This is a genomic window from Tardiphaga sp. 862_B3_N4_1, from assembly GCF_051811085.1.
GTDB classification, from domain to species: domain Bacteria; phylum Pseudomonadota; class Alphaproteobacteria; order Rhizobiales; family Xanthobacteraceae; genus Tardiphaga; species Tardiphaga robiniae.
Genome location: NZ_JBPWQB010000002.1, coordinates 2,296,096 through 2,315,296, shown reverse-complemented (window position 1 = coordinate 2,315,296; position 19,201 = coordinate 2,296,096). Strand labels below are relative to the sequence as shown.

17 protein-coding genes are annotated in these 19,201 nt (G+C 61.7%); 11 read left to right on the top strand and 6 right to left on the bottom strand.

The annotated features are described in order from the left end of the window. Nucleotides 1–606 carry a hypothetical protein gene (locus AB8B02_RS28180; protein ID WP_439065779.1) on the bottom strand — a complete coding sequence of 202 codons (606 nt, stop codon included), beginning with the start codon at nucleotides 604–606 and terminating at the stop codon, nucleotides 1–3. 139 nt (nucleotides 607–745) lie between these two features. On the opposite strand from AB8B02_RS28180, the gene polA reads away from it, so the two are divergent. Together polA and AB8B02_RS28170 are read left to right on the top strand one after the other, a co-directional pair. Beyond that, nucleotides 746–3,781 carry a DNA polymerase I gene (gene polA, locus AB8B02_RS28175; protein ID WP_439065778.1) on the top strand — a complete coding sequence of 1,012 codons (3,036 nt, stop codon included), beginning with the start codon at nucleotides 746–748 and terminating at the stop codon, nucleotides 3,779–3,781. Between the two features lie 119 nt (nucleotides 3,782–3,900). Beyond that, nucleotides 3,901–4,536, top strand: coding sequence for a LysE family translocator (locus AB8B02_RS28170; protein WP_439065777.1), 636 nt, complete (start codon nucleotides 3,901–3,903; stop codon nucleotides 4,534–4,536). Between the two features lie 219 nt (nucleotides 4,537–4,755). Here AB8B02_RS28170 and AB8B02_RS28165 read toward each other — a convergent pair whose 3' ends face one another. Continuing rightward, nucleotides 4,756–5,382, bottom strand: a complete 627-nt coding sequence (locus AB8B02_RS28165; protein ID WP_439065776.1) for a glutathione S-transferase family protein — start codon at nucleotides 5,380–5,382, stop codon at nucleotides 4,756–4,758. A gap of 176 nt (nucleotides 5,383–5,558) precedes the next feature. Here AB8B02_RS28165 and pyrE point away from each other — a divergent pair, with 176 nt between their 5' ends. The 3 genes from pyrE to AB8B02_RS28150 all read left to right on the top strand — a co-directional run bounded on the left by pyrE (nucleotide 5,559) and on the right by AB8B02_RS28150 (nucleotide 8,524). Beyond that, nucleotides 5,559–6,122, top strand: coding sequence for an orotate phosphoribosyltransferase (gene pyrE / locus AB8B02_RS28160; protein ID WP_439065775.1), 564 nt, complete (start codon nucleotides 5,559–5,561; stop codon nucleotides 6,120–6,122). Between the two features lie 115 nt (nucleotides 6,123–6,237). Further along, complete coding sequence (locus AB8B02_RS28155) at nucleotides 6,238–7,602, top strand: sodium:proton antiporter (RefSeq protein ID WP_439065958.1); 1,365 nt, start codon at nucleotides 6,238–6,240, stop codon at nucleotides 7,600–7,602. 100 nt (nucleotides 7,603–7,702) lie between these two features. Beyond that, nucleotides 7,703–8,524, top strand: coding sequence for a DUF2865 domain-containing protein (locus AB8B02_RS28150; protein ID WP_439065774.1), 822 nt, complete (start codon nucleotides 7,703–7,705; stop codon nucleotides 8,522–8,524). Between the two features lies 1 nt (nucleotide 8,525). Here AB8B02_RS28150 and AB8B02_RS28145 read toward each other — a convergent pair whose 3' ends face one another. Continuing rightward, the gene (locus AB8B02_RS28145) at nucleotides 8,526–8,957 is read right to left on the bottom strand and encodes a hypothetical protein (protein ID WP_089262853.1); all 432 of its coding nucleotides are present in this window, start codon (nucleotides 8,955–8,957) and stop codon (nucleotides 8,526–8,528) included. Nucleotides 8,958–9,189: 232 nt separating this feature from the next. On the opposite strand from AB8B02_RS28145, the gene AB8B02_RS28140 reads away from it, so the two are divergent. Next, a complete protein-coding gene (locus tag AB8B02_RS28140) occupies nucleotides 9,190–11,721 on the top strand; it encodes a glycogen/starch/alpha-glucan phosphorylase (RefSeq protein WP_439065773.1) in 2,532 nt (843 codons plus the stop codon). Between the two features lie 12 nt (nucleotides 11,722–11,733). On the opposite strand, the gene AB8B02_RS28135 is transcribed toward AB8B02_RS28140, so the two are convergent. The 3 genes from AB8B02_RS28135 to AB8B02_RS28125 all read right to left on the bottom strand — a co-directional run bounded on the left by AB8B02_RS28135 (nucleotide 11,734) and on the right by AB8B02_RS28125 (nucleotide 14,982). Then, a complete protein-coding gene (locus AB8B02_RS28135) occupies nucleotides 11,734–12,171 on the bottom strand; it encodes an EamA family transporter (RefSeq protein WP_439065772.1) in 438 nt (145 codons plus the stop codon). A gap of 276 nt (nucleotides 12,172–12,447) precedes the next feature. After that, nucleotides 12,448–14,061 (bottom strand): phosphoenolpyruvate carboxykinase, encoded by a 1,614-nt coding sequence (locus AB8B02_RS28130; RefSeq protein ID WP_093759852.1) that lies wholly within the window; start codon nucleotides 14,059–14,061, stop codon nucleotides 12,448–12,450. Between the two features lie 183 nt (nucleotides 14,062–14,244). Next, nucleotides 14,245–14,982, bottom strand: coding sequence for a HugZ family protein (locus AB8B02_RS28125; RefSeq protein ID WP_439065771.1), 738 nt, complete (start codon nucleotides 14,980–14,982; stop codon nucleotides 14,245–14,247). A 216-nt stretch (nucleotides 14,983–15,198) separates the two neighbouring features. Here AB8B02_RS28125 and AB8B02_RS28120 point away from each other — a divergent pair, with 216 nt between their 5' ends. The 5 genes from AB8B02_RS28120 (at nucleotide 15,199) to AB8B02_RS28100 (ending at nucleotide 19,194) form a co-directional block, all read left to right on the top strand. Further along, entirely contained in the window at nucleotides 15,199–15,900 is a 702-nt protein-coding gene (locus AB8B02_RS28120) for a response regulator transcription factor (RefSeq protein WP_068733897.1), read from the top strand. Nucleotides 15,901–16,035: 135 nt separating this feature from the next. Beyond that, nucleotides 16,036–17,841 (top strand): stimulus-sensing domain-containing protein, encoded by a 1,806-nt coding sequence (locus tag AB8B02_RS28115; RefSeq protein WP_439065957.1) that lies wholly within the window; start codon nucleotides 16,036–16,038, stop codon nucleotides 17,839–17,841. Between the two features lie 17 nt (nucleotides 17,842–17,858). Continuing rightward, nucleotides 17,859–18,362: an HPr kinase/phosphorylase gene (locus AB8B02_RS28110; protein ID WP_439065956.1), complete on the top strand. Its 504-nt coding sequence runs from the start codon at nucleotides 17,859–17,861 to the stop codon at nucleotides 18,360–18,362. A gap of 131 nt (nucleotides 18,363–18,493) precedes the next feature. Further along, nucleotides 18,494–18,895 (top strand): PTS sugar transporter subunit IIA, encoded by a 402-nt coding sequence (locus tag AB8B02_RS28105; RefSeq protein ID WP_068733893.1) that lies wholly within the window; start codon nucleotides 18,494–18,496, stop codon nucleotides 18,893–18,895. After that, a complete protein-coding gene (locus AB8B02_RS28100; protein WP_089262865.1) occupies nucleotides 18,892–19,194 on the top strand; it encodes an HPr family phosphocarrier protein in 303 nt (100 codons plus the stop codon). Before AB8B02_RS28105 ends, AB8B02_RS28100 begins: the two co-directional genes overlap by 4 nt. Nucleotides 19,195–19,201: the final 7 nt, after the last annotated feature.

Genomic DNA, 19,201 nt, shown 5'->3' with positions numbered 1-19,201 from the left:
TTACACCGCCGTCGGCGACCTTCCGTCATCGAGCTTCACGCCGTCCTTCATGCCCTCAATTTTGGCGCGGAAACCTTCCGCATCGCCGAAATCCGCAAATCCGACATAATGCGGATGCGGGCCGAGCACGCGGCGCGCATGCTTGATCGGACACCAATAAACCTCGGTGCGCGCGGCAACCTCGCGCACGAAGGCGGCCACGCCGTTACAGTATGAGCAATAGGCGCAGTTCACCTTCTCGATGATGTTGAGATAGGCGAGATGATGCCGGTCGAATACCAGATAGTCGCGCCGCCGCACCTTGGGGATGCCATAAATCGGAAAGCAGACCGCCTGATAGGCCATCACCCAGAGATCGATCAGTACGAAGGGGATGATCAGTGAATAGATCACCGGAGCGGACAACACGATCAGCGGATTGGCGCTGAAGAGGTATTTCGACGCCCCCACCTTGATGGCGCGCTGCAGCTTCTCGATATCCTGCTCGAAGACAATCTTGCGCCGCTCGAAACGGAAGCGCAGCTCTTCCCGCCGGCGGGTCAGCTCGGCCTCGATCTCGGCCTCCACGCCCTTCAACTTGTCCATCAGTTCAGCGAGCTCGGGCATGAATGGTCCTTCGATTGGCAATGACCGGCGCAAGGGCACATGGAACAGGGCGCGACGCAAGCCGGGCGGCATCACAAAAACCGGCGGGATGACTGGCTGACAGACTGTCATTTCCGGCGAAAATCCTTAAGTTGCGGCCATGCCGAAAACCTCAGAAACAGCCGCCGCCAAGCCCGCCACCGTCAAGGCCCTCGCGAAGGGTGACCATGTCTTTCTGGTCGACGGCTCGTCCTATATTTTCCGCGCCTATCACGCACTGCCGCCGCTGAACCGCAAGTCCGACGGGCTGCAGGTCAATGCGGTGCTGGGCTTCTGCAACATGCTGTGGAAGCTGATCCGCGACATGCCGCCGGACAACCGGCCGACGCATCTGGCGATCATCTTCGACAAGTCGGAAGTGACCTTCCGCAACAAGCTCTACCCCGAATACAAGGCGCACCGGCCACCGGCGCCGGACGACCTGATCCCGCAATTCGCGCTGATCCGCGACGCCGTCCGCGCCTTCGACCTGCCGAGCATCGAGCAAGGTGGGTTCGAAGCCGATGACCTGATCGCGACCTATGTCCGCGAGGCCGGTGAACGCGGCGCCACCGCCACCATCGTATCCTCCGACAAGGATCTGATGCAGCTCGTGACCGAACATGTCACCATGTACGACACCATGAAGGATCGCCGCCTCGGCATCGCCGAGGTGATCGAGAAATTCGGCGTGCCGCCGAACAAGGTTGTCGAAGTGCAGGCACTGGCCGGCGACAGCGTCGACAACGTGCCCGGCGTCCCCGGCATCGGCATCAAGACCGCTGCGCAACTGATCACCGAGTATGGCGATCTCGAAACGCTGCTGAACCGCGCCGGCGAGATCAAGCAGCCGAAGCGCCGTGAGTCGCTGATCGAGCACGCCGAGAAGGCGCGCATCTCGCGGCAGCTCGTGCTGCTCGACGACAAGGTCGCGCTCGACGTGCCGCTCGATGACCTCGCAGTGCATGAGCCCGACGCACGCAAGCTGATCGCGTTCCTGAAGGCGATGGAATTCTCGACGCTGACGCGCCGCGTTGCCGAATATGCCGAGATCGATCCGGCAGATGTGGATGCCGACAGCGCAACGAAGAGCAGCTTCGCGCCCTCCGCTCATAAGGCAGGCGGCGATCTGTTCGGGAACACCGAATCTGCACCCCCTGCATCTACACCCACTGCGAAAAGCAAAACAGGCGCAACCGGCCCAGTGAGCGGTAGCGCCCATGCGACCGGTCCAGGCAGCAAGGATGTGCTCACCCCGATCTCGCTGGCCAAGGCACGCGCCGAAACCGCACGCAAGATGCCGGTGAAGCGCGACAACTACCGGTCCGTGCGCACGCTTGCCGAGCTCAACACGTGGATCGCCAGGATTGTCGATACCGGTCACGTCGCATTCGAATGCAAGGCGTCGTCGATCGATCCGATGCAGGCCGATATGGTCGGCATCGCGCTGTCGCTCGGTCCGAATGATGCCTGCTATGTGCCGCTGGCCCATCGCCAATCCGGCGACGGCGCAGGCCTGTTCGCCGCCGATCTAGAGCCCGACCAGATCAAGGCTGCCGATGCGCTTGAAGCGCTGAAACCGGTGCTGGAATCCGCGGGCCTGCTGAAGATCGGCTTCAACATCAAGTTCACCGCGGTGCTGCTCGCACAGCACGGCATCACGCTGCGCAATCATGACGACGTGCAACTGATGTCCTATGCGCTCGACGCCGGGCGCAACGCCCATGGCCTCGATGCGCTCGCCGAAATCTGGCTCGGCCATGCCATGTTGACCTTTGGCGAACTGATCGGCTCCGGTAAGGGCAAGCTGACGTTCGAGCAGGTCAAGATCGACCGCGCCACGGCCTATGCCGCCGAAGACGCCGACGTGCTGCTGCGGCTGTGGAATGTGCTGAAGCCGCGGCTGGCGGCCGAGCACATGACCACCGTCTATGAGACGCTGGAGCGGCCGCTAATCTCCGTGCTCGCCCGCATGGAGCGCCGCGGCATCTCCATCGACCGTCAGGTGCTGTCAAAACTCTCGGCCGACTTCGCGCAGACCGCTGCGCGCATCGAAGCCGAAATCCGCGAGATTGCCGGCGAAGAGGTCAATATCGGCAGTCCCAAGCAGCTCGGCGATATCCTGTTCGGCAAGATGGGTCTGCCGGGCGGCAGCAAGACCAAGACCGGCGCATGGTCGACGTCGGCGCAGGTGCTCGATGACCTCGCCGAACAAGGCCACGAATTCCCGCGCAAGATTCTCGACTGGCGTCAGGTCTCGAAATTGCGCTCGACCTATACCGACGCGCTGCCGAATTACGTGCATCCGCAGACCCACCGCGTCCACACGACTTACGCGCTGGCGGCGACGACGACGGGACGCCTCTCGTCCAACGAACCGAATTTGCAGAACATTCCGGTGCGTACCGAGGACGGCCGCAAGATCCGCCGCGCCTTCATCGCCGCTGATGGACACAAGCTGGTGTCCGCCGACTACTCGCAGATCGAATTGCGACTGCTGGCGGAGATCGCCGATATCCCCGTGCTGAAGCAGGCCTTCCAGGACGGCCTCGACATTCACGCCATGACGGCGTCGGAAATGTTCGGCGTGCCGGTGAAGGACATGCCGGCGGAAATCCGCCGCCGCGCCAAGGCGATCAATTTCGGCATTATCTACGGCATTTCGGCGTTCGGCCTCGCCAACCAGCTCAGCATCCCCCGCGAGGAAGCCGGAGCCTATATCAAGAAATACTTCGAGCGCTTCCCGGGCATCCGCGCCTATATGGACCAGACGCGCGATTTCTGCCGGGAGCACGGCTATGTGCAGACCCTGTTCGGGCGTAAATGTCATTACCCGGACATCAAGGCCTCGAACGCCTCGATCCGCGCCTTCAACGAACGCGCCGCAATCAACGCCCGCCTGCAGGGCACCGCTGCCGATATCATCCGCCGCGCCATGACGCGGATGGAAGACGCGCTGGCGGAGAAGAAACTCTCAGCCAAGATGCTGCTGCAGGTGCATGACGAACTGATCTTCGAGGTGCCCGACGACGAAGTCGCGGCGACGCTGCCGATCGTGCAACACACCATGCAGGACGCGCCGTTCCCGGCGGTGCTGCTGTCGGTGCCGCTGCAAGTCGATGCCCGCGCAGCGGATAATTGGGAAGAGGCGCACTAGTTTTACCGCCCAAATCGGCGCCGCAGATGGATTTCGACTATCTGCGATGCCGAATCTGAAATGGTTCGACGCCATCCCATGGGCTAAACAACGACCATTCCCAGCCAGCGAATGGTCCCATGCCCCATCTCACATCCCTGCTCGGTTTTGCCCTCGTCTCGCTCGGCATGGTGCTGACGCCGGGACCGAACATGATCTATCTGATCTCGCGCTCGATCACGCAGGGGCCTGCGGCCGGCATGGTGTCGCTCGGCGGCGTGGCGCTGGGCTTCATTTTCTACATGCTCTGCGCGGCCTTCGGCATCACTGCGCTGCTGTTCGCGGTGCCCTATGCCTATGACGCGCTGCGCATTGCCGGTGCGGCCTATCTGCTGTGGCTGGCATGGCAGGCGCTGAAGCCGAACGGACGCTCGCCGTTCCAGGTCAAGAAGCTCGCCATCGACAGCCCGCGCAAGCTGTTCGTCATGGGCTTCGTTACCAATCTGCTCAATCCGAAGATCGCGATGCTGTATCTGGCGCTGCTGCCGCAATTCATCGATCCCACGGCGGGCAGCGTGCTAACGCAGTCGCTGGTGCTGGGATCGACGCAGACGATCATCAGCGTCGGCGTCAACGGACTGATCGCGCTCGGCGCCGGGTCGATCGCGCTGTTTCTCGGCGAACGACCGACCTGGCTCAAACTGCAGCGCTGGTTGATGGGCACGGTGCTCGCCGGCCTCGCCGTGCGGATGGCGCTGGAAACGCGGAAGGCGTGATCTTCCTAACCTCGCCCCGCTCTTTGCGGGGAGAGGTCGCGCGCAGCTTTGCGCGCTGGTGAGGGGCAGGACACCGGGCCTGCCTCACGAACAGTCTATCGGATCGGAAAGTCGAACCACGCGTTGAGTAATACGCGAGTAGCACGGACGTTGTGACGTCAGCGCCATGCCCCTCACCCCAGCCCTCTCCCCGCAAAAGGCGGAGAGAGGGAGCCGACCTCAATCCAGCTTCGCGTCCATGCCGCGCTTCACACCCGGACGCGCCATCAGCGTGTCGTACCAGCGGCCGACATTCGGGAAATCGGCGAACGACACCTTGTGGCGCTCATGCCGCCAGGCCCAGCCGAGGATGGCGAAATCGGCCACCGACAGCGCGCCGGCAACGTATTCATGGTCAGCCAGGCGACGATCCAGCACGCCATAGAGCCGGCGCGTTTCGTCCGAATAACGCTTCAACCCATACGCGCGCTGGCTTTCGTCCTCCAGCGCGATGAAATGATGCACCTGGCCGGGCATGGGGCCGAAGCCCCCCATCTGCCACATCAGCCATTCCAGCACCGGAATCCGCTCGCCGAGAGATTTCGGCAGGAATTTGCCGGTCTTTTCGCCGAGATAGAGCAGGATGGCGCCGGATTCGAACACGCTGACCGGCTTGCCATCCGGCCCGTCGGGATCGACGACGGCCGGGATCTTGTTGTTCGGGCTGATTTTCAGGAATTCGGGCTTCATCTGCTCGCCCTTGCCGATATGCACCGGGAAGACCTTGTAAGGCAGGCCCATTTCCTCCAGTGCGACGGAGATCTTGCGGCCATTCGGCGTATTCCAGGTGTGCAGCTCGATAGTCATGCGATTCCTCTTCCGGTCTTGCCCGATCTTGTTGCCCGGTCTGTAGCATCGTCGCGATGGGCGGTAAAACGGTCTGGAGAGTGTTGACGAGGCCCGCGCCAGTCTGGAATGTGCCGGAAAGCGCCGGTAGATTGCGCCCGGTTCAGCACAGAGACCGTTTCAGCAGAGACATGCCATTGACCAAATCAGCCGCCCGCGCCCGCCTGTTCGAGATCATCCGCGACCGTTCGTTCGGTTATGGTGAGATCACTTTGGCTTCAGGCCGCAAGAGCAATTTCTATTTCAACCTGAAGCCAACCATGTGCGACCCTGAAGGTGCTGCGCTGCTGGCCGAGCTGACCTATGACGCGCTGCGCGACGACAATCTCGATTATGTCGGCGGGCTGGAAATGGGCGCCGTACCGCTGGCCGGCGCGCTGGCGCAGCTCTCATGGCTGAAGAACCATCCGATCGCGGCCTTCTTCGTCCGCAAGAAGCCGAAGGAACATGGCGCGCGCCTCGCCGTCGAAGGCCTCGCCAAGGGCGAGACGCTGGAGGGTAAGCGCATCGTCATCGTCGAGGACGTCACCACCACTGGTGGCTCTGCCGTGAAGGCGCTCGAAGCCGTGCGCGAGGCCGGCGGCGAAGTCGTGCTGGTGTTCACCATGGTGGACCGCGACGAAGGCGCAGCCGAGACCTTTGCCAAGGCCGGCGTGGCGTTTCGCTCGCTTTACAAGGCCGGCGAATTTCTGAAGGGTTGATCCTTCATCGGCTCCGTTCGCGCACAATGCGCGCAAGGATGCAGTGAAAGGTCACCTTTTGCTTCGCTTCATCGCCCTCGCTGCTTTGCTCCTCATTGTCACGCTTGCGCCCGACATGGCGCATGCAGCCGAGGGCGGCCTCGATGGCACCAGGCTGTCGCTGCTGTGGGCATTACCGTTTGCCGGCATCCTGCTGTGCATCGCCACCGGACCGGTGCTCTATCATCACCTGTGGGAGCACCATTACGGCAAGTTCGCCGCGTTCTGGGCCACGTTGGTGATCGTGCCGCTGTTCTTCGTGACTGATGCAACGACCGTGGTGCACACGCTCTCCCACACCGTGCTGCTCGAATATCTGCCGTTCATTCTGCTACTGCTGGCGCTGTTCACCGTGGCCGGCGGAATCTATGTCGAGGGCAACCTGCATGACAGCGTGTTCACCAATACGGCGCTGCTGGGCTTCGGCACGCTGATCGCCAGCGTCGTCGGCACCACCGGCGCGTCGATGATCCTGATCCGGCCGCTGATCCGCGCCAATGACGATCGTCGCACTAACGTCCACGTGGTAGTGTTCTTCATCTTCCTCGTCTCGAATATCGGCGGCTCGCTCTCACCACTCGGCGACCCCCCACTCTTCCTAGGCTTCCTCCGCGGCGTCGATTTCTTCTGGACCACGGTGCACATTTTTCCGGAAACGCTGTTCGCGGCCGGCATCGTGCTGGCGATCTTCATGGTGCTCGATGTCTGGCTGCATCATCGCGAAGGCAACTTTCCCAGGAAGAAAGACCCGACGCCGGATTCGCCGTTGCATTTGCACGGCAAGATCAACCTGCTGCTACTGGTCGTGATCATCGGCGCTATCCTGATGAGCGCGAGCTGGAAGCCCGGCATCACTTTCACCGTGCTCGGCACGCCGCTCGCATTGCAGGATTTGCTGCGCGACGTGATCTTCGTGCTGGTGACATTTGCGTCGCTGTGGCTGACAAAAACCGAGCACCGCAAGGCGAACGATTTCAAATGGGGGCCGATCGAGGAAGTCGCGCTGTTGTTCGCCGGCATTTTCATTTGCATCGTGCCTGTCATGGCCATGCTGCAGGCTGGCGCCAATGGCCCTTTTGCGCCGCTGGTGGCGTTGGTCAGCCATGCCGACGGTACGCCGAACAATGCCGCCTATTTCTGGCTCACCGGCATCCTGTCGTCGTTCCTCGACAATGCGCCAACCTATCTGGTGTTCTTCGAACTCACCGGCGGTGACGCCAAGACATTGATGGCATCGGGCGCGGCGACGCTGGCGGCGATTTCAGCAGGTGCAGTGTTCATGGGCGCCAACACCTATATCGGCAACGCCCCAAATTTCATGGTCTATGCCATCGCCCGCGACGCGGGCATAAAAATGCCAAGCTTCTTCGGTTACATCCTGTGGTCGGGTGCGGTGCTGATCCCGGTCTTCCTGGTGATGACATGGGTGTTTTTCATCTAGCGCGCCGCGCTGGTTACCATTCATTTACCATGACGCCCTAACATGACACCGCACCGGAGCGTTTTCGCTCGGGCACTGACATGCGGTCGCGGAGCTGGCGTTGCGTCACAATCGAACATCCTCGCGTGTCGTGCGTCCCCTGGTGCTGCTGACGGCGATGAGCCTCGTCGGACTGACCCCGCAGACGGCATCTGCGCAGAATTTCTTCGACTTCCTGTTCGGCGGCAACCAGCCGCAGAAACAGCAGCAGCGCCGCGGCGCGCCCGCGCCGGAGAGCAATTTCTTCTCCGATCCGTTCGGCCTCAACACGCCGGCCGAAGCGCCGCCACAGCAGCGCAGCGCATCTATCGGGGGCTCCGGTCCCGCCTTCTGCGTGCGCACCTGCGACGGCAAATATTTTCCGCTCGGTCGCGGCATGAGCCCAGCTCAGATGTGCCAGGCATTCTGCCCCGCAGCGACCACCAAGGTCCTGTTCGGCAGCAGCATCGAAAGCGCCTCGTCGAGCACCGGTGAGCGTTACAACGATCTGGAAAATGCCTTCGCCTATCGCAAGGCGTTGAAAGCCGACTGCACCTGCAACGGCCGCGATCCCTCCGGCCTCGCGCCGGTCGATCTCACGCTGGACACTTCTTTGCGTCCCGGCGATGTCATCGCCACCACCAACGGCCTCGTCGCTTTCTCGGGCGTCCGTACCGGCAACACCCAGACCGCGGAATTCACGCCGGTGGCGAATTATCCCGGCCTGACCTCGGATGTCCGTGCCCGGCTCGGCGAGATGAAGGTGGCACCGGTCTCTGCAGAAATGATCACCGACGAAGCGCCCATGTCCGAAGCCGCGCGTGATGCAGCGCCGGCTGCTGCCACGACCGTCGTGCCGAAGAGCGCGCCAACTGCCCGCGCCAAGCGCGCCGAGCTTCAATAGATCATCGCCCGACGATGACGCCGATCACGTTCGGCGCCGAGAGATACTTCTCCTCGATCTCGGCACGCGCCGCCGCGCGATTCTCCGGCGTCAGCAATCCGCGCTTCTCGGCGAGGATCATCCAGCAATAGCCCCACCAGTCGGTCAGCATGCCGTGGTCATCGACAAGGTCGTAGCCCTGCTCGGCCGCAAATATCCGCGCATGCGCCTCGTCGAGCTGGTCGAGCCAGGCGTGATCTTCCAGCGAGAACAGGTCATCGCTGATGTCGTCCGTCGTATAGCCCCAGACCGAGAGGCAAACAGTGTTGAACTCGCGATCGATCTGATCGTCATCGATCGGATGCCGGCGCGCCATCAAATGCAGCCGCGACAGCGACCGCGCAAAGTCGGCTATGCGGGTGAGAGCAAACTGATCGAAGGCAATGGTGGACATCTAGTCCTCGCGAGCTTGAACAGACCATAGATATTGTAGGCGAAGGCAACGAATCACCTCGGAATATCAATAGCTTACTAATTTGTTCTTAATTTGTTCCAGTTTTTATAAATCCGGTTCTCGCGTGCCTGCCCAAATCCCGGGCAGTTCCATGGCAAAAGCTCGCCACCCCCCCCCGGGTTCCGGGAGCAGCCAAATGCGCGTATGATTTTGGTCAGTGACACAGCTCAGGATGGCCGGTTTGTCAGATCTATCAGTTCCAGCAAAATTCCAGCCCGAGAATACGGCTGTCGATGAACTGGCGCTTGCCGACATCAAGAGCGCTATTCTCGTCAAGTTGAGGCTGGCAATCGGCAAGGAAGCCGCATTCGCCACCAAGCACGACTGGTACAAGGCTGCCGCCCTGACGCTGCGCGACCGCATGGTGCATCGCTGGCTGAGCTCGGACAAAGAGAGCTACGACGCCGGCCGCAAGCGGGTCTATTACCTCTCGCTGGAATTCCTGATCGGCCGCCTGTTCACCGATGCGCTGAACAATATGGGCCTGCTGCCGCTGTTCGAAGCCGCGCTCGGCGATCTTGGTGTCGGCCTCGACGAACTCCGCAAATGCGAGCCCGATGCAGCGCTCGGCAATGGCGGCCTCGGCCGCCTCGCCGCTTGCTTCATGGAGAGCATGGCAACGCTCGGCATTCCAGCTTTTGGCTACGGCATCCGCTACAACTTCGGCCTGTTCCGTCAGGTCATCTCGCACGGCGTGCAGCAGGAATATCCCGACGAGTGGCTCGGCTTTGGCAATCCGTGGGAACTACCGCGGCGGGAAGTCACGTATAACGTCTATTTCGGTGGCAGCATCGAGACCGTCGAGGACGGCAAGGGCCGCAAGCAGGTGATCTGGCACCCCGGCGAGACCGTCGAGGCCGTTGCCTATGACACGCCCATCGTCGGCTGGCGCGGCCAACATGTGAACGCGCTGCGGCTGTGGTCGGCGCGCGCGCCGGATCCGCTGCGGCTCGACGTCTTCAACACCGGCGACTATGTCAGCGCCAGCGCCGAGCAGGCGCGCGCCGAAGCGATCTGCAAATTCCTATATCCGAACGACGAGAGCGCCGCCGGCCGCGAATTGCGTCTGCGCCAGGAATACTTCTTCGTCTCCGCCTCGCTGCAGGATCTGGTCAAGCGTCACCTCCATTCCGATGGCAATCTGCGTGGCCTCGCCAACAAGGCGGCCGTGCAGATGAACGACACGCATCCGAGCCTGGCCATTGCCGAGCTGATGCGCATCCTGGTCGATCAGCACAATATGCGCTGGGATGCCGCCTGGCAGATCACCAACGCGACCTTGTCCTACACCAACCACACGCTGCTGCCCGAAGCGCTGGAGACCTGGCCGGTCGAACTGTTCCAGCGGCTGCTACCGCGGCATCTCGAAATCATCTATCGCATCAACGAAGCGCATCTCGACCGCGCCGATGCGACGCGCCCCGGCGACACCGCCTATCGCGCTTCGGTCTCGATCATCGACGAGACCTCCGGCCGCCGCGTGCGCATGGGCAATCTAGCTTTCATCGGCTCGCACCGCATCAACGGCGTCTCGGCGATGCATTCGGAGCTGATGAAGGAGACCGTGTTCCACGATCTCAACCAGCTCTATCCCGGTCGCATCACCAACAAGACCAACGGCATTACTTTCCGCCGCTGGCTGATGCTGGCCAATCCGAAGCTCACCGACCTGTTGCGCGCCACCTGCGGCGAAGCCGTGCTCGACGATCCCACCCGGCTGATCAAGCTCGAGGCTTTTGCCGGCGACGCCGCGTTCCAGCAGGAATTCCGCAAGGTCAAGCATCACAACAAACTCGCGCTCGCGCGTGTGATTGGCGAGAAACTCGGCGTGCAGGCCGATCCGTCGGCGCTGTTCGACGTGCAGATCAAGCGCATCCACGAATACAAGCGACAATTGCTCAACCTCATTGAAACAGTCGCGCTGTATCAGGCGATCAAGGACGAGCCGGGCAAGGACTGGGTGCCGCGCGTCAAGATTTTCGCCGGCAAGGCGGCAGCGAGCTATCGTTATGCCAAGCTGATCATTCGCCTGATCAACGATGTGGCCGAAGTCGTGAACAACGATACCACGATCGGCGGCAAGCTGAAGGTTGCGTTCCTGCCTGACTACAATGTCAGCCTGGCGGAAGTCATCATTCCCGCGGCCGATCTGTCCGAACAGATCTCCACCGCCGGCATGGAAGCCTCCGGCACCGGCAACATGAAGCTCTCGCTGAACGGCGCGCTGACCATCGGCACGCTGGACGGCGCCAATATCGAAATCCGCGACAATGTCGGCCCGGAGAACATCGCAATCTTCGGTATGACCGCCGCCGAAGTCGTCGAGCGCCGTGCCAAGGGCCTTGACGCCTCCGATGTGATCAACAAGTCGCCCAATCTCGGCCGCGCGATCCAGGCCATCGAGACCGGCGCGTTCTCGCCGGATGATCCCGGCCGCTACGCCTCGGTCGGCCACGCGCTGCGCCACCTCGATCACTATGTAGTCTCGGCCGACTTCGACTCTTATTACGAAGCCCAGCGCGGCATCGACACGCGGTGGAGGGCCGGCTCAGCCTGGAGCCGGGCCGCGATTCTCAACACCGCGCGGATGGGCTGGTTCTCGTCGGACCGCACCATCCGCGAATATGCCGATGATATCTGGGGCGTGCCGATTGCTGGCGATCTGCCGGGCACACCGAGTCTGCAGGCGCGAAAGGCAACGTAAGCGCGACGGTGCTCACGCGCGATACGCAACGAGCACCGCGCCGCAGGCGATCAGAGCCACGCCAAGCCAGTTCGGCAGCGACAATTTCTCGCCGAGAAACAGCACGGCGAACACCGCCACGAACACGACGCTGAGCTTGTCGATAGGCGCTACCTGCGCGGCATTGCCAAGCTTGAGCGCGCGGAAATAGCAGATCCACGATGCTCCGGTCGCGAAACCAGACAGCACCAGAAACACCCACGTCTTCGCTGATACATTGGACGGCGACTGCCAGTTGCCGGTGACATAGACCATCATGCCCGCGGCCAGCAGGATAACGATGGTGCGGATGAAAGTGGCAAAATCGGAATTGACGTTCTCGATGCCGATCTTGGCGAAGATCGCCGTGAGCGCCGCAAAGGCCGCGGACAGCAGCGCCCAGAACGGCCAGGAGAGCATGACGTTTTTCATTTGAAGTGTCCTTGCCTGTCAGCCGTCATTGCGAGGAGCCCTTGCGACGAAGCAATCCAGTCTTCGCGTTCTAGCTGGTCGTGCATCGCATGCCGACTAACGGTTTCGTCATGGCCGGGCTTGTCCCGGCCATCCACGTCTTTTTGTGTGGCCAAGACGTGGATGCCCGGCACATCTCGCTTCGCGCTGGCTCGGCATGATGGCTGATAGGATCCGCGTGACATGAAAAAGGCGGCCTTGCGGCCGCCCTTTCGCACTCAATCTTAAAGCAGCAACTTACTCCGCGGCCAGCTTCACATCCGGCGCAGCGGCGCGGACATCCGCGTCAACCTGGGCTTCGAACTTGGCGAAGTTCTTCTGGAACATGCCGACCAGTTTTCGCGCAGTCGCGTCGAATTCGGCCTTGTCCTTCCAGGTGTTTACCGGATTGAGGATTTCCGACGGCACGCCATCCAGCGCGGTCGGGACTGCGAAACCGAAATACTTGTCGGTGCGGAATTCCACGTTGCGCAGCGAGCCGTTCAGCGCCGCAGTCAGCAGCGCGCGGGTCACCTTGATCGGCATGCGCGAACCGACGCCATACTTGCCACCGGTCCAGCCGGTATTGACCAGCCAGCAGTCGACATTGTGCTTGGCGATCAGGTCACGCAGCATGTTGCCATAGACCGAGGGATCGAGCGGCAGGAAGGGCGAGCCGAAGCAGGTCGAGAATTCCGGCTCCGGATCGTTGCCGAGGCCGCGCTCGGTGCCGGCGACCTTGGCGGTGTAGCCGGACAAGAAGTGATACATCGCCTGCGCTGGAGTCAGCTTGGCGATCGGCGGCAGCACGCCGAACGCGTCGGCGGCGAGCATCACCACATTCTTCGGCTGCGGCGCGCGGCCGGTGCGCGAGGCATTCGGGATGAAGTCGAGCGGATAGGCGGAACGGGTGTTCTCGGTCTTCGAGCCATCGTCGAAATCCGGCAGGCGAGTATTGGCGTCGAGCACGACGTTTTCCAGCACCGCACCGAAGCGCTTGCTCGCCGCATAGATCGCGGGCTCGGCTTCTTCCGAGAGTTTGATGGTCTTGGCGTAGCAGCCGCCTTCGAAATTGAAGATACCGTCCTTGCCCCAGCCATGCTCGTCGTCGCCGATCAGCGTGCGCTTCGGATCGGCCGAGAGCGTGGTCTTGCCGGTGCCAGACAGGCCGAAGAAGATCGCGCTGTCGCCGTCGGGGCCGACATTGGCCGAGCAATGCATCGGCAGCACGCCCTTGGCGGGCAGATAGTAATTCAGCGTGGTGAAGACCGACTTCTTCATTTCGCCGGCATAATAAGACCCGCCGATCAGGACGATCTTGCGGGCGAAATCGATGGCCACGACGTTTTCCGAGCGGCAGCCGTGACGTTTGGGATCGGCCTTGAAGCTCGGCAGGTCGATGATGGTGAGTTCAGGCACGAAGTCCTTCAACGCAGCGGCTTCCGGACGGATCAGCAGCGTGCGGATGAACAGGGAGTGCCATGCGAGTTCGGTGAACACGCGGGTCTTGATCTGGAAACTCGGATCGGCGCCGCCATAAAGGTCCTGCGCGAACAGGGTCATGCCTTCGGCGTGCTTCTTGAAATCGATATAGAGCGCTTCGAACTGCTCCGGCGTGATCGCCTGATTGCCAGCCCACCACATTTGTTCGGTGGAAGCGTCCTTGACGGTGAACTTGTCCTTCGGGCTGCGGCCGGTGAATTCACCCGTGTCAGCACAGAGCGCGCCATCGGACGACAATTCGGCTTCGCCGTTACGTAGCGAATATTCGTAAAGCTGCGGCGCGCCGAGATTCCAGTTCACCGCTTTGAGATTTTTCAGTCCGAATTTGTCGGCGCCATAGGCACCGTTGCGTACGCCCGTCTCTTGCACGGAATATTCCTCCTTGAGTCCGCATATCCGACCTGTGCAACTGTCTTCAATCGCACGTCAGCAGCGGTAGCCGTCATTATAACCACCGAGGCCGTAACCCGGCGATCTAATAGTGACGAAGATGTGAAATGCCAAGCTGCTGTCCGCATATTTGGTTTATTCCAGCACGGCACTTGATACCGCTCAATTCTTCAAAGCGCGGGCCTGCTCTGCGAGTTCCTTCAGGACTTGCCGCAATGCACCCGGAGTGACAATCCGCCGCGGAAAGTCCAGCCGGATCACCGTCGCGCCGTTCTGCAGGTCCATGCCATCCGGATCGCATCCGGTGCACCGCCAATCGCCTGCGTCCGCGTGGAGAAGCTTCGTTGCATAGAGATTGAGCGCGTCGAGATGATCGGCGTTCATATGAGCAACAGCGCCCTCCTCGGCCTCGAGCATGCCTTCGGCATCGGTGAGATCGGTCAGAAATTGCTCCGGCTTCAGGTCGTTGATACGGCCAAAGCCGGCCACTAGATGGGCACTCTTCGGCTTGATCCGGAAGAACGAAAAATCCTTAAAATCCACAAAGACTTGCGCGGATGGATGGACGCTGAGATAGCGCCGGCGCAGCAGCGATTTTTCGCTGTCGCTGGCCTCCTGCGCGATACCTCCGAGCATGAAGCGTGAGCCCTCCAGGGGGTCCCCCGGCGCTCGCTCGTCCAGCATCAGCGAGACACGGGCATCGGCCAGAATATTGCGGGTATGAAGCGCCAGCCTGGAAATCAGGAGAATCGGCGACCCGTCCGGGTGGCTGGCGACATTGGCCAGCGCACAATAAGGATCGCCGGAACCGACGGTCAGGGTAGCCAGCGCCCCCTGCCGACTGCGCCGCAACAGCGACCGGGTGACGCGCGAGGGGTCAAAATCAGGGGTCGGCTGCATGGTTAAATCCCGTATTTCATTGCAAAAAAGTGGCTATTTCTTCTTCCCCGGGAGGTCTATACATCTACGGAACCCACGCGTCATTCAAGCGTTCAGGGAACTCGGCCACACTTCAGCCCAGCTTGCATTGCTCGTTGACTGTGTTCTTAAGGCCACCTCATACGGCGGATTGTTGAATTCTGCCGGATAGCCCATCCCGCTTCGGAAAGCAGGCTCATGCCAACTATCGCACTGGTCGACGACGACCGTAACATTCTCACATCCGTATCGATCGCGCTGGAAGCCGAGGGCTACCGCATCATGACCTATACGGATGGTGCTTCCGCACTCGATGGCTTCCGCACGAGCCAGCCGGACCTCGCAATCCTCGATATCAAGATGCCCCGCATGGACGGCATGGAGACACTGCGCCGTCTGCGCCAGAAGTCCGATCTGCCGGTGATCTTCCTGACGTCGAAGGACGAGGAGATCGACGAGCTGTTCGGCCTGAAAATGGGCGCCGACGATTTCATCCGCAAACCGTTTTCGCAGCGTCTGCTGGTCGAGCGTGTCAAGGCCGTGCTGCGCCGCGCCGCGCCGAAGGACCCGACTGCCGCTCCGAAGGAGACTGATGCCAAGGCGCTCGATCGCGGTTTGCTGCGGATGGATCCGGAACGTCACACCTGCACCTGGAAGAACGAGCCGGTCACGCTGACCGTCACCGAATTCCTGATCCTGCAGGCGCTGGCGACGCGCCCGGGTGTGGTGAAGAGCCGCAACGCGCTGATGGATGCGGCCTATGACGATCAGGTCTATGTCGACGATCGCACCATCGACAGCCACATCAAGCGGCTGCGCAAGAAGTTCAAGGTCGTCGACGACGACTTCGAAATGATCGAGACGCTGTACGGCGTCGGTTATCGCTTCAAGGAAACCTGATCTGTAGAAGGTTCCCGCGGCACGGTTGGGGCCTGACGGCTCAGCCGTGCTGCGCTAGAATGCGCATCCGCACACGCAAAAATGCGCGCCGCGTGGCGCATCGCAGATATCGACAACAACCGGGCAGTTTTGGCATTGCTGGATCGTACGCAGCCTGATGAAAGCCTGGACGCCGACGGCACGTCGCCGAATGCGACAGGCGGCGACGCCGATCGCACCCGTCGCGGCTGGCAGCGCCCGCTCGACTGGCTGCGCCGTGCCCGGCAGTTCTTCGTTGCGCTGACCTTTTCGAGCCTGACGCGCCGCATCGTCTCGCTCAACCTCGCCGGCCTCTGCGCGCTGGTCGCCAGCATTCTCTATCTCTCGCAGTTTCGCGCCGGCCTGATCGACGCGCGCGCGCAGAGCCTGCTGGTACAGGCCGAAATCATCGCCAGCGCCATTGCCGCTTCGGCCACGGTCGAAACCAATACGATCACGATCGACCCCGACCGCTTGCTCGATCTCAAGCCCGGCGAAACCTACGGCGTGCCGGACGAACTCTCCGGCCTCGATTTCCCGATCAATCCTGAACGCGTCGCGCCGGTGCTGCGGCGGCTGATTTCGCCGACCAAGACGCGTGCGCGCATTTACGACCGCGACGGCGTGCTCATCCTCGACAGCCGCAGCCTTTATGGCCGCGGCGATGTGCTTCGTTTCGAACTGCCCCCGCCGACGACCGAAAAGCCCGGCTTTGCCGAACGCACAATGATCGCGGTCCGAACCTGGCTCAATCGCGGCGACCTTCCGCTGTATCGCGAACTTGGTCCGGAAAACGGCAACGGCTATCAGGAAGTGCAACAGTCGCTCGACGGTCTGAAGAGCAGCATGGTGCGCATCAACGAACGGGGCGAAGTCATCGTCTCGGTCGCCGTACCAGTGCAGCGCTTCCGCGCCGTCCATGGTTCGCTGATGCTGTCGACCCAGGGCGACGACATCGATCAGATGGTGACCGCCGAACGTCTGGCGATTCTGAAAGTCTTTGCGGTCGCGGCCGTGGTGATGATCGTGCTGTCGCTGCTGCTGGCATCGACCATCGCAGGTCCGGTGCGACGTCTTGCCGACAGCGCCGAGCGCGTTCGCCGCCGCATCCGCACCCGTGTCGAGATCCCGGATTTCACACGCCGCCGCGACGAGATCGGCCATCTCTCCGGAGCGCTGCGCGACATGACCGATGCGCTTTATAACCGCATCGAGGCGATCGAGATGTTCGCGGCCGACGTCTCCCACGAGCTCAAGAATCCTTTGACCTCGCTGCGCTCCGCCGTGGAAACACTCCCGCTGGCAAAGAACGACAACAGCCGCGGCCGCCTGCTCGCCGTGATCGAACACGACGTGCGCCGGCTTGACCGGTTGATCTCGGATATTTCCGACGCCAGCCGTCTCGACGCCGAACTGCAGCGCAACGACACTGCGCCCGTCGATGTCCGACGGTTGCTGACCACACTGACCTCGGTCGCCAACGAAACCAAGCTCGGTCATGACGTCGGCGTTGAAGTCCGCTTCGAAGGCGCTGCCAGTGATGCGTTTTCGGTGCCCGGCCACGACTCCCGCCTCGGTCAGGTCATCACCAATCTCGTCACCAATGCGCAGTCATTCTCGACGCCCGGTGGCAAGGTGCGGATCGTCTGCCGTCGCCTGAAAGGCAAGATCGAGATCGTGGTCGATGACGACGGCCCCGGCATCGGACTGGATGCACTCGAACGGATCTTCGAACGCTTTTACACCGACCGCCCACATCAGGGCTTTGGTCAGAATTCCGGTCTGGGCCTGTCGATTTCCAAGCAGATCGTCGAAGCTCATAGCGGTACGATCTGGGCGGAGAACCGCATCGGCCCGGCCAATGCCGACGGCGAGATCCCGGTGCTCGGTGCACGCTTCGTGGTACGGTTGCCGGCCACATGAGCGCGGATGGCAAAAGCATCCATGCCTCCGCCGTACTGGTCGATGACCGCGCCGTCCTGATCCGGGGGCCGTCCGGCTCCGGGAAATCGCGGCTGGTCTTCGACCTGATCCTCGCCGCTCAGAGCGGACAGCTTCCCGAGGCCATGCTGGTCGGCGACGACCGGGTACATCTGGATGTCAGAGATGGAAAACTGTGGGTACGGCCGGCGCCCGAACTGGTCGGGCTGCTTGAGATCAGAGGGCTCGGAATCCGGCGGCTGGACTGCGCCACCGGTGCCATTGTCGGGCTGGTGGTCGATCTCGACGCCACCGACGCCGCGCGCCTGCCAGAGCCGGAAGCGCTCAGAATCACACTGGAGGGCGTCGAATTGCCCCGAATCCCGGTCAGCGCGGGTTTTTCACCACTACCATTGGTCGTAGCCGCACTTACGACAATCGATGGTTTAGCCGCAGTGCGACCTTTGGACGATTGCTCGAAGGGAATTGGTAACCATATTAGTCCCACTATCGCCACCGAATAGACCCGCGCTACTTCCCGCCGCAACCGTGCAATTTAAGGGAGATTCGCGAAGAGCCCTCTTGCATAGGGGCTCTGGATGGTCAAAGTGGCCCTTTCGTGCGGTGCACCAAAAGCACCCACGAGGAGTTTCCGATGATTGGTCTAGTACTTGTGACCCATGGGCGCCTTGCCGACGAGTTTAAGGCGGCGCTTGAGCACGTAATGGGTCCGCAAAAACAAATTGAAGCCGTGACGATCGGCGCCGAAGACGATTCCGATTTGTGTCGCAGCGACATTATCGAAGCGGTCAATCGCGTCGACAGTGGCGATGGCGTTGCCATCCTCACTGATATGTTCGGCGGCACGCCATCGAATCTGGCGATCTCCTGCATGAGCCGGCCGAAGGTCGAGGTTCTTGCCGGTATCAATCTGCCCATGCTGGTGAAGCTCGCAAAGGTGCGCGAAGAGCGCACGCTGCCCGATGCGATCGCCATGGCGCAGGAAGCCGGCCGCAAATACGTCACCATCGCCAGCCGCGTTCTCGCCGGCAAATGAGCGACAGCCCAGACGATACGACGGTGTCCGGCAGCGTCTCCCGCGAGATTCCGATTACCAACAAGCGTGGCCTTCATGCGCGCGCCTCTGCCAAATTCGTGCAGATGGTCGAACGCTTCAATGCCGACGTCACGGTGACGCGCAACGGCGAGACCGTTGGCGGTACATCCATCATGGGCCTGATGATGTTGTCCGCCGGACCCGGGACCAGCATCATGGTCACTGCCAAAGGCGCCGAAGCTCAAGCGGCGCTGGATGCGATCACCGAGCTTGTGACCAACAAGTTCGGCGAAGAGTAGCGGTTCG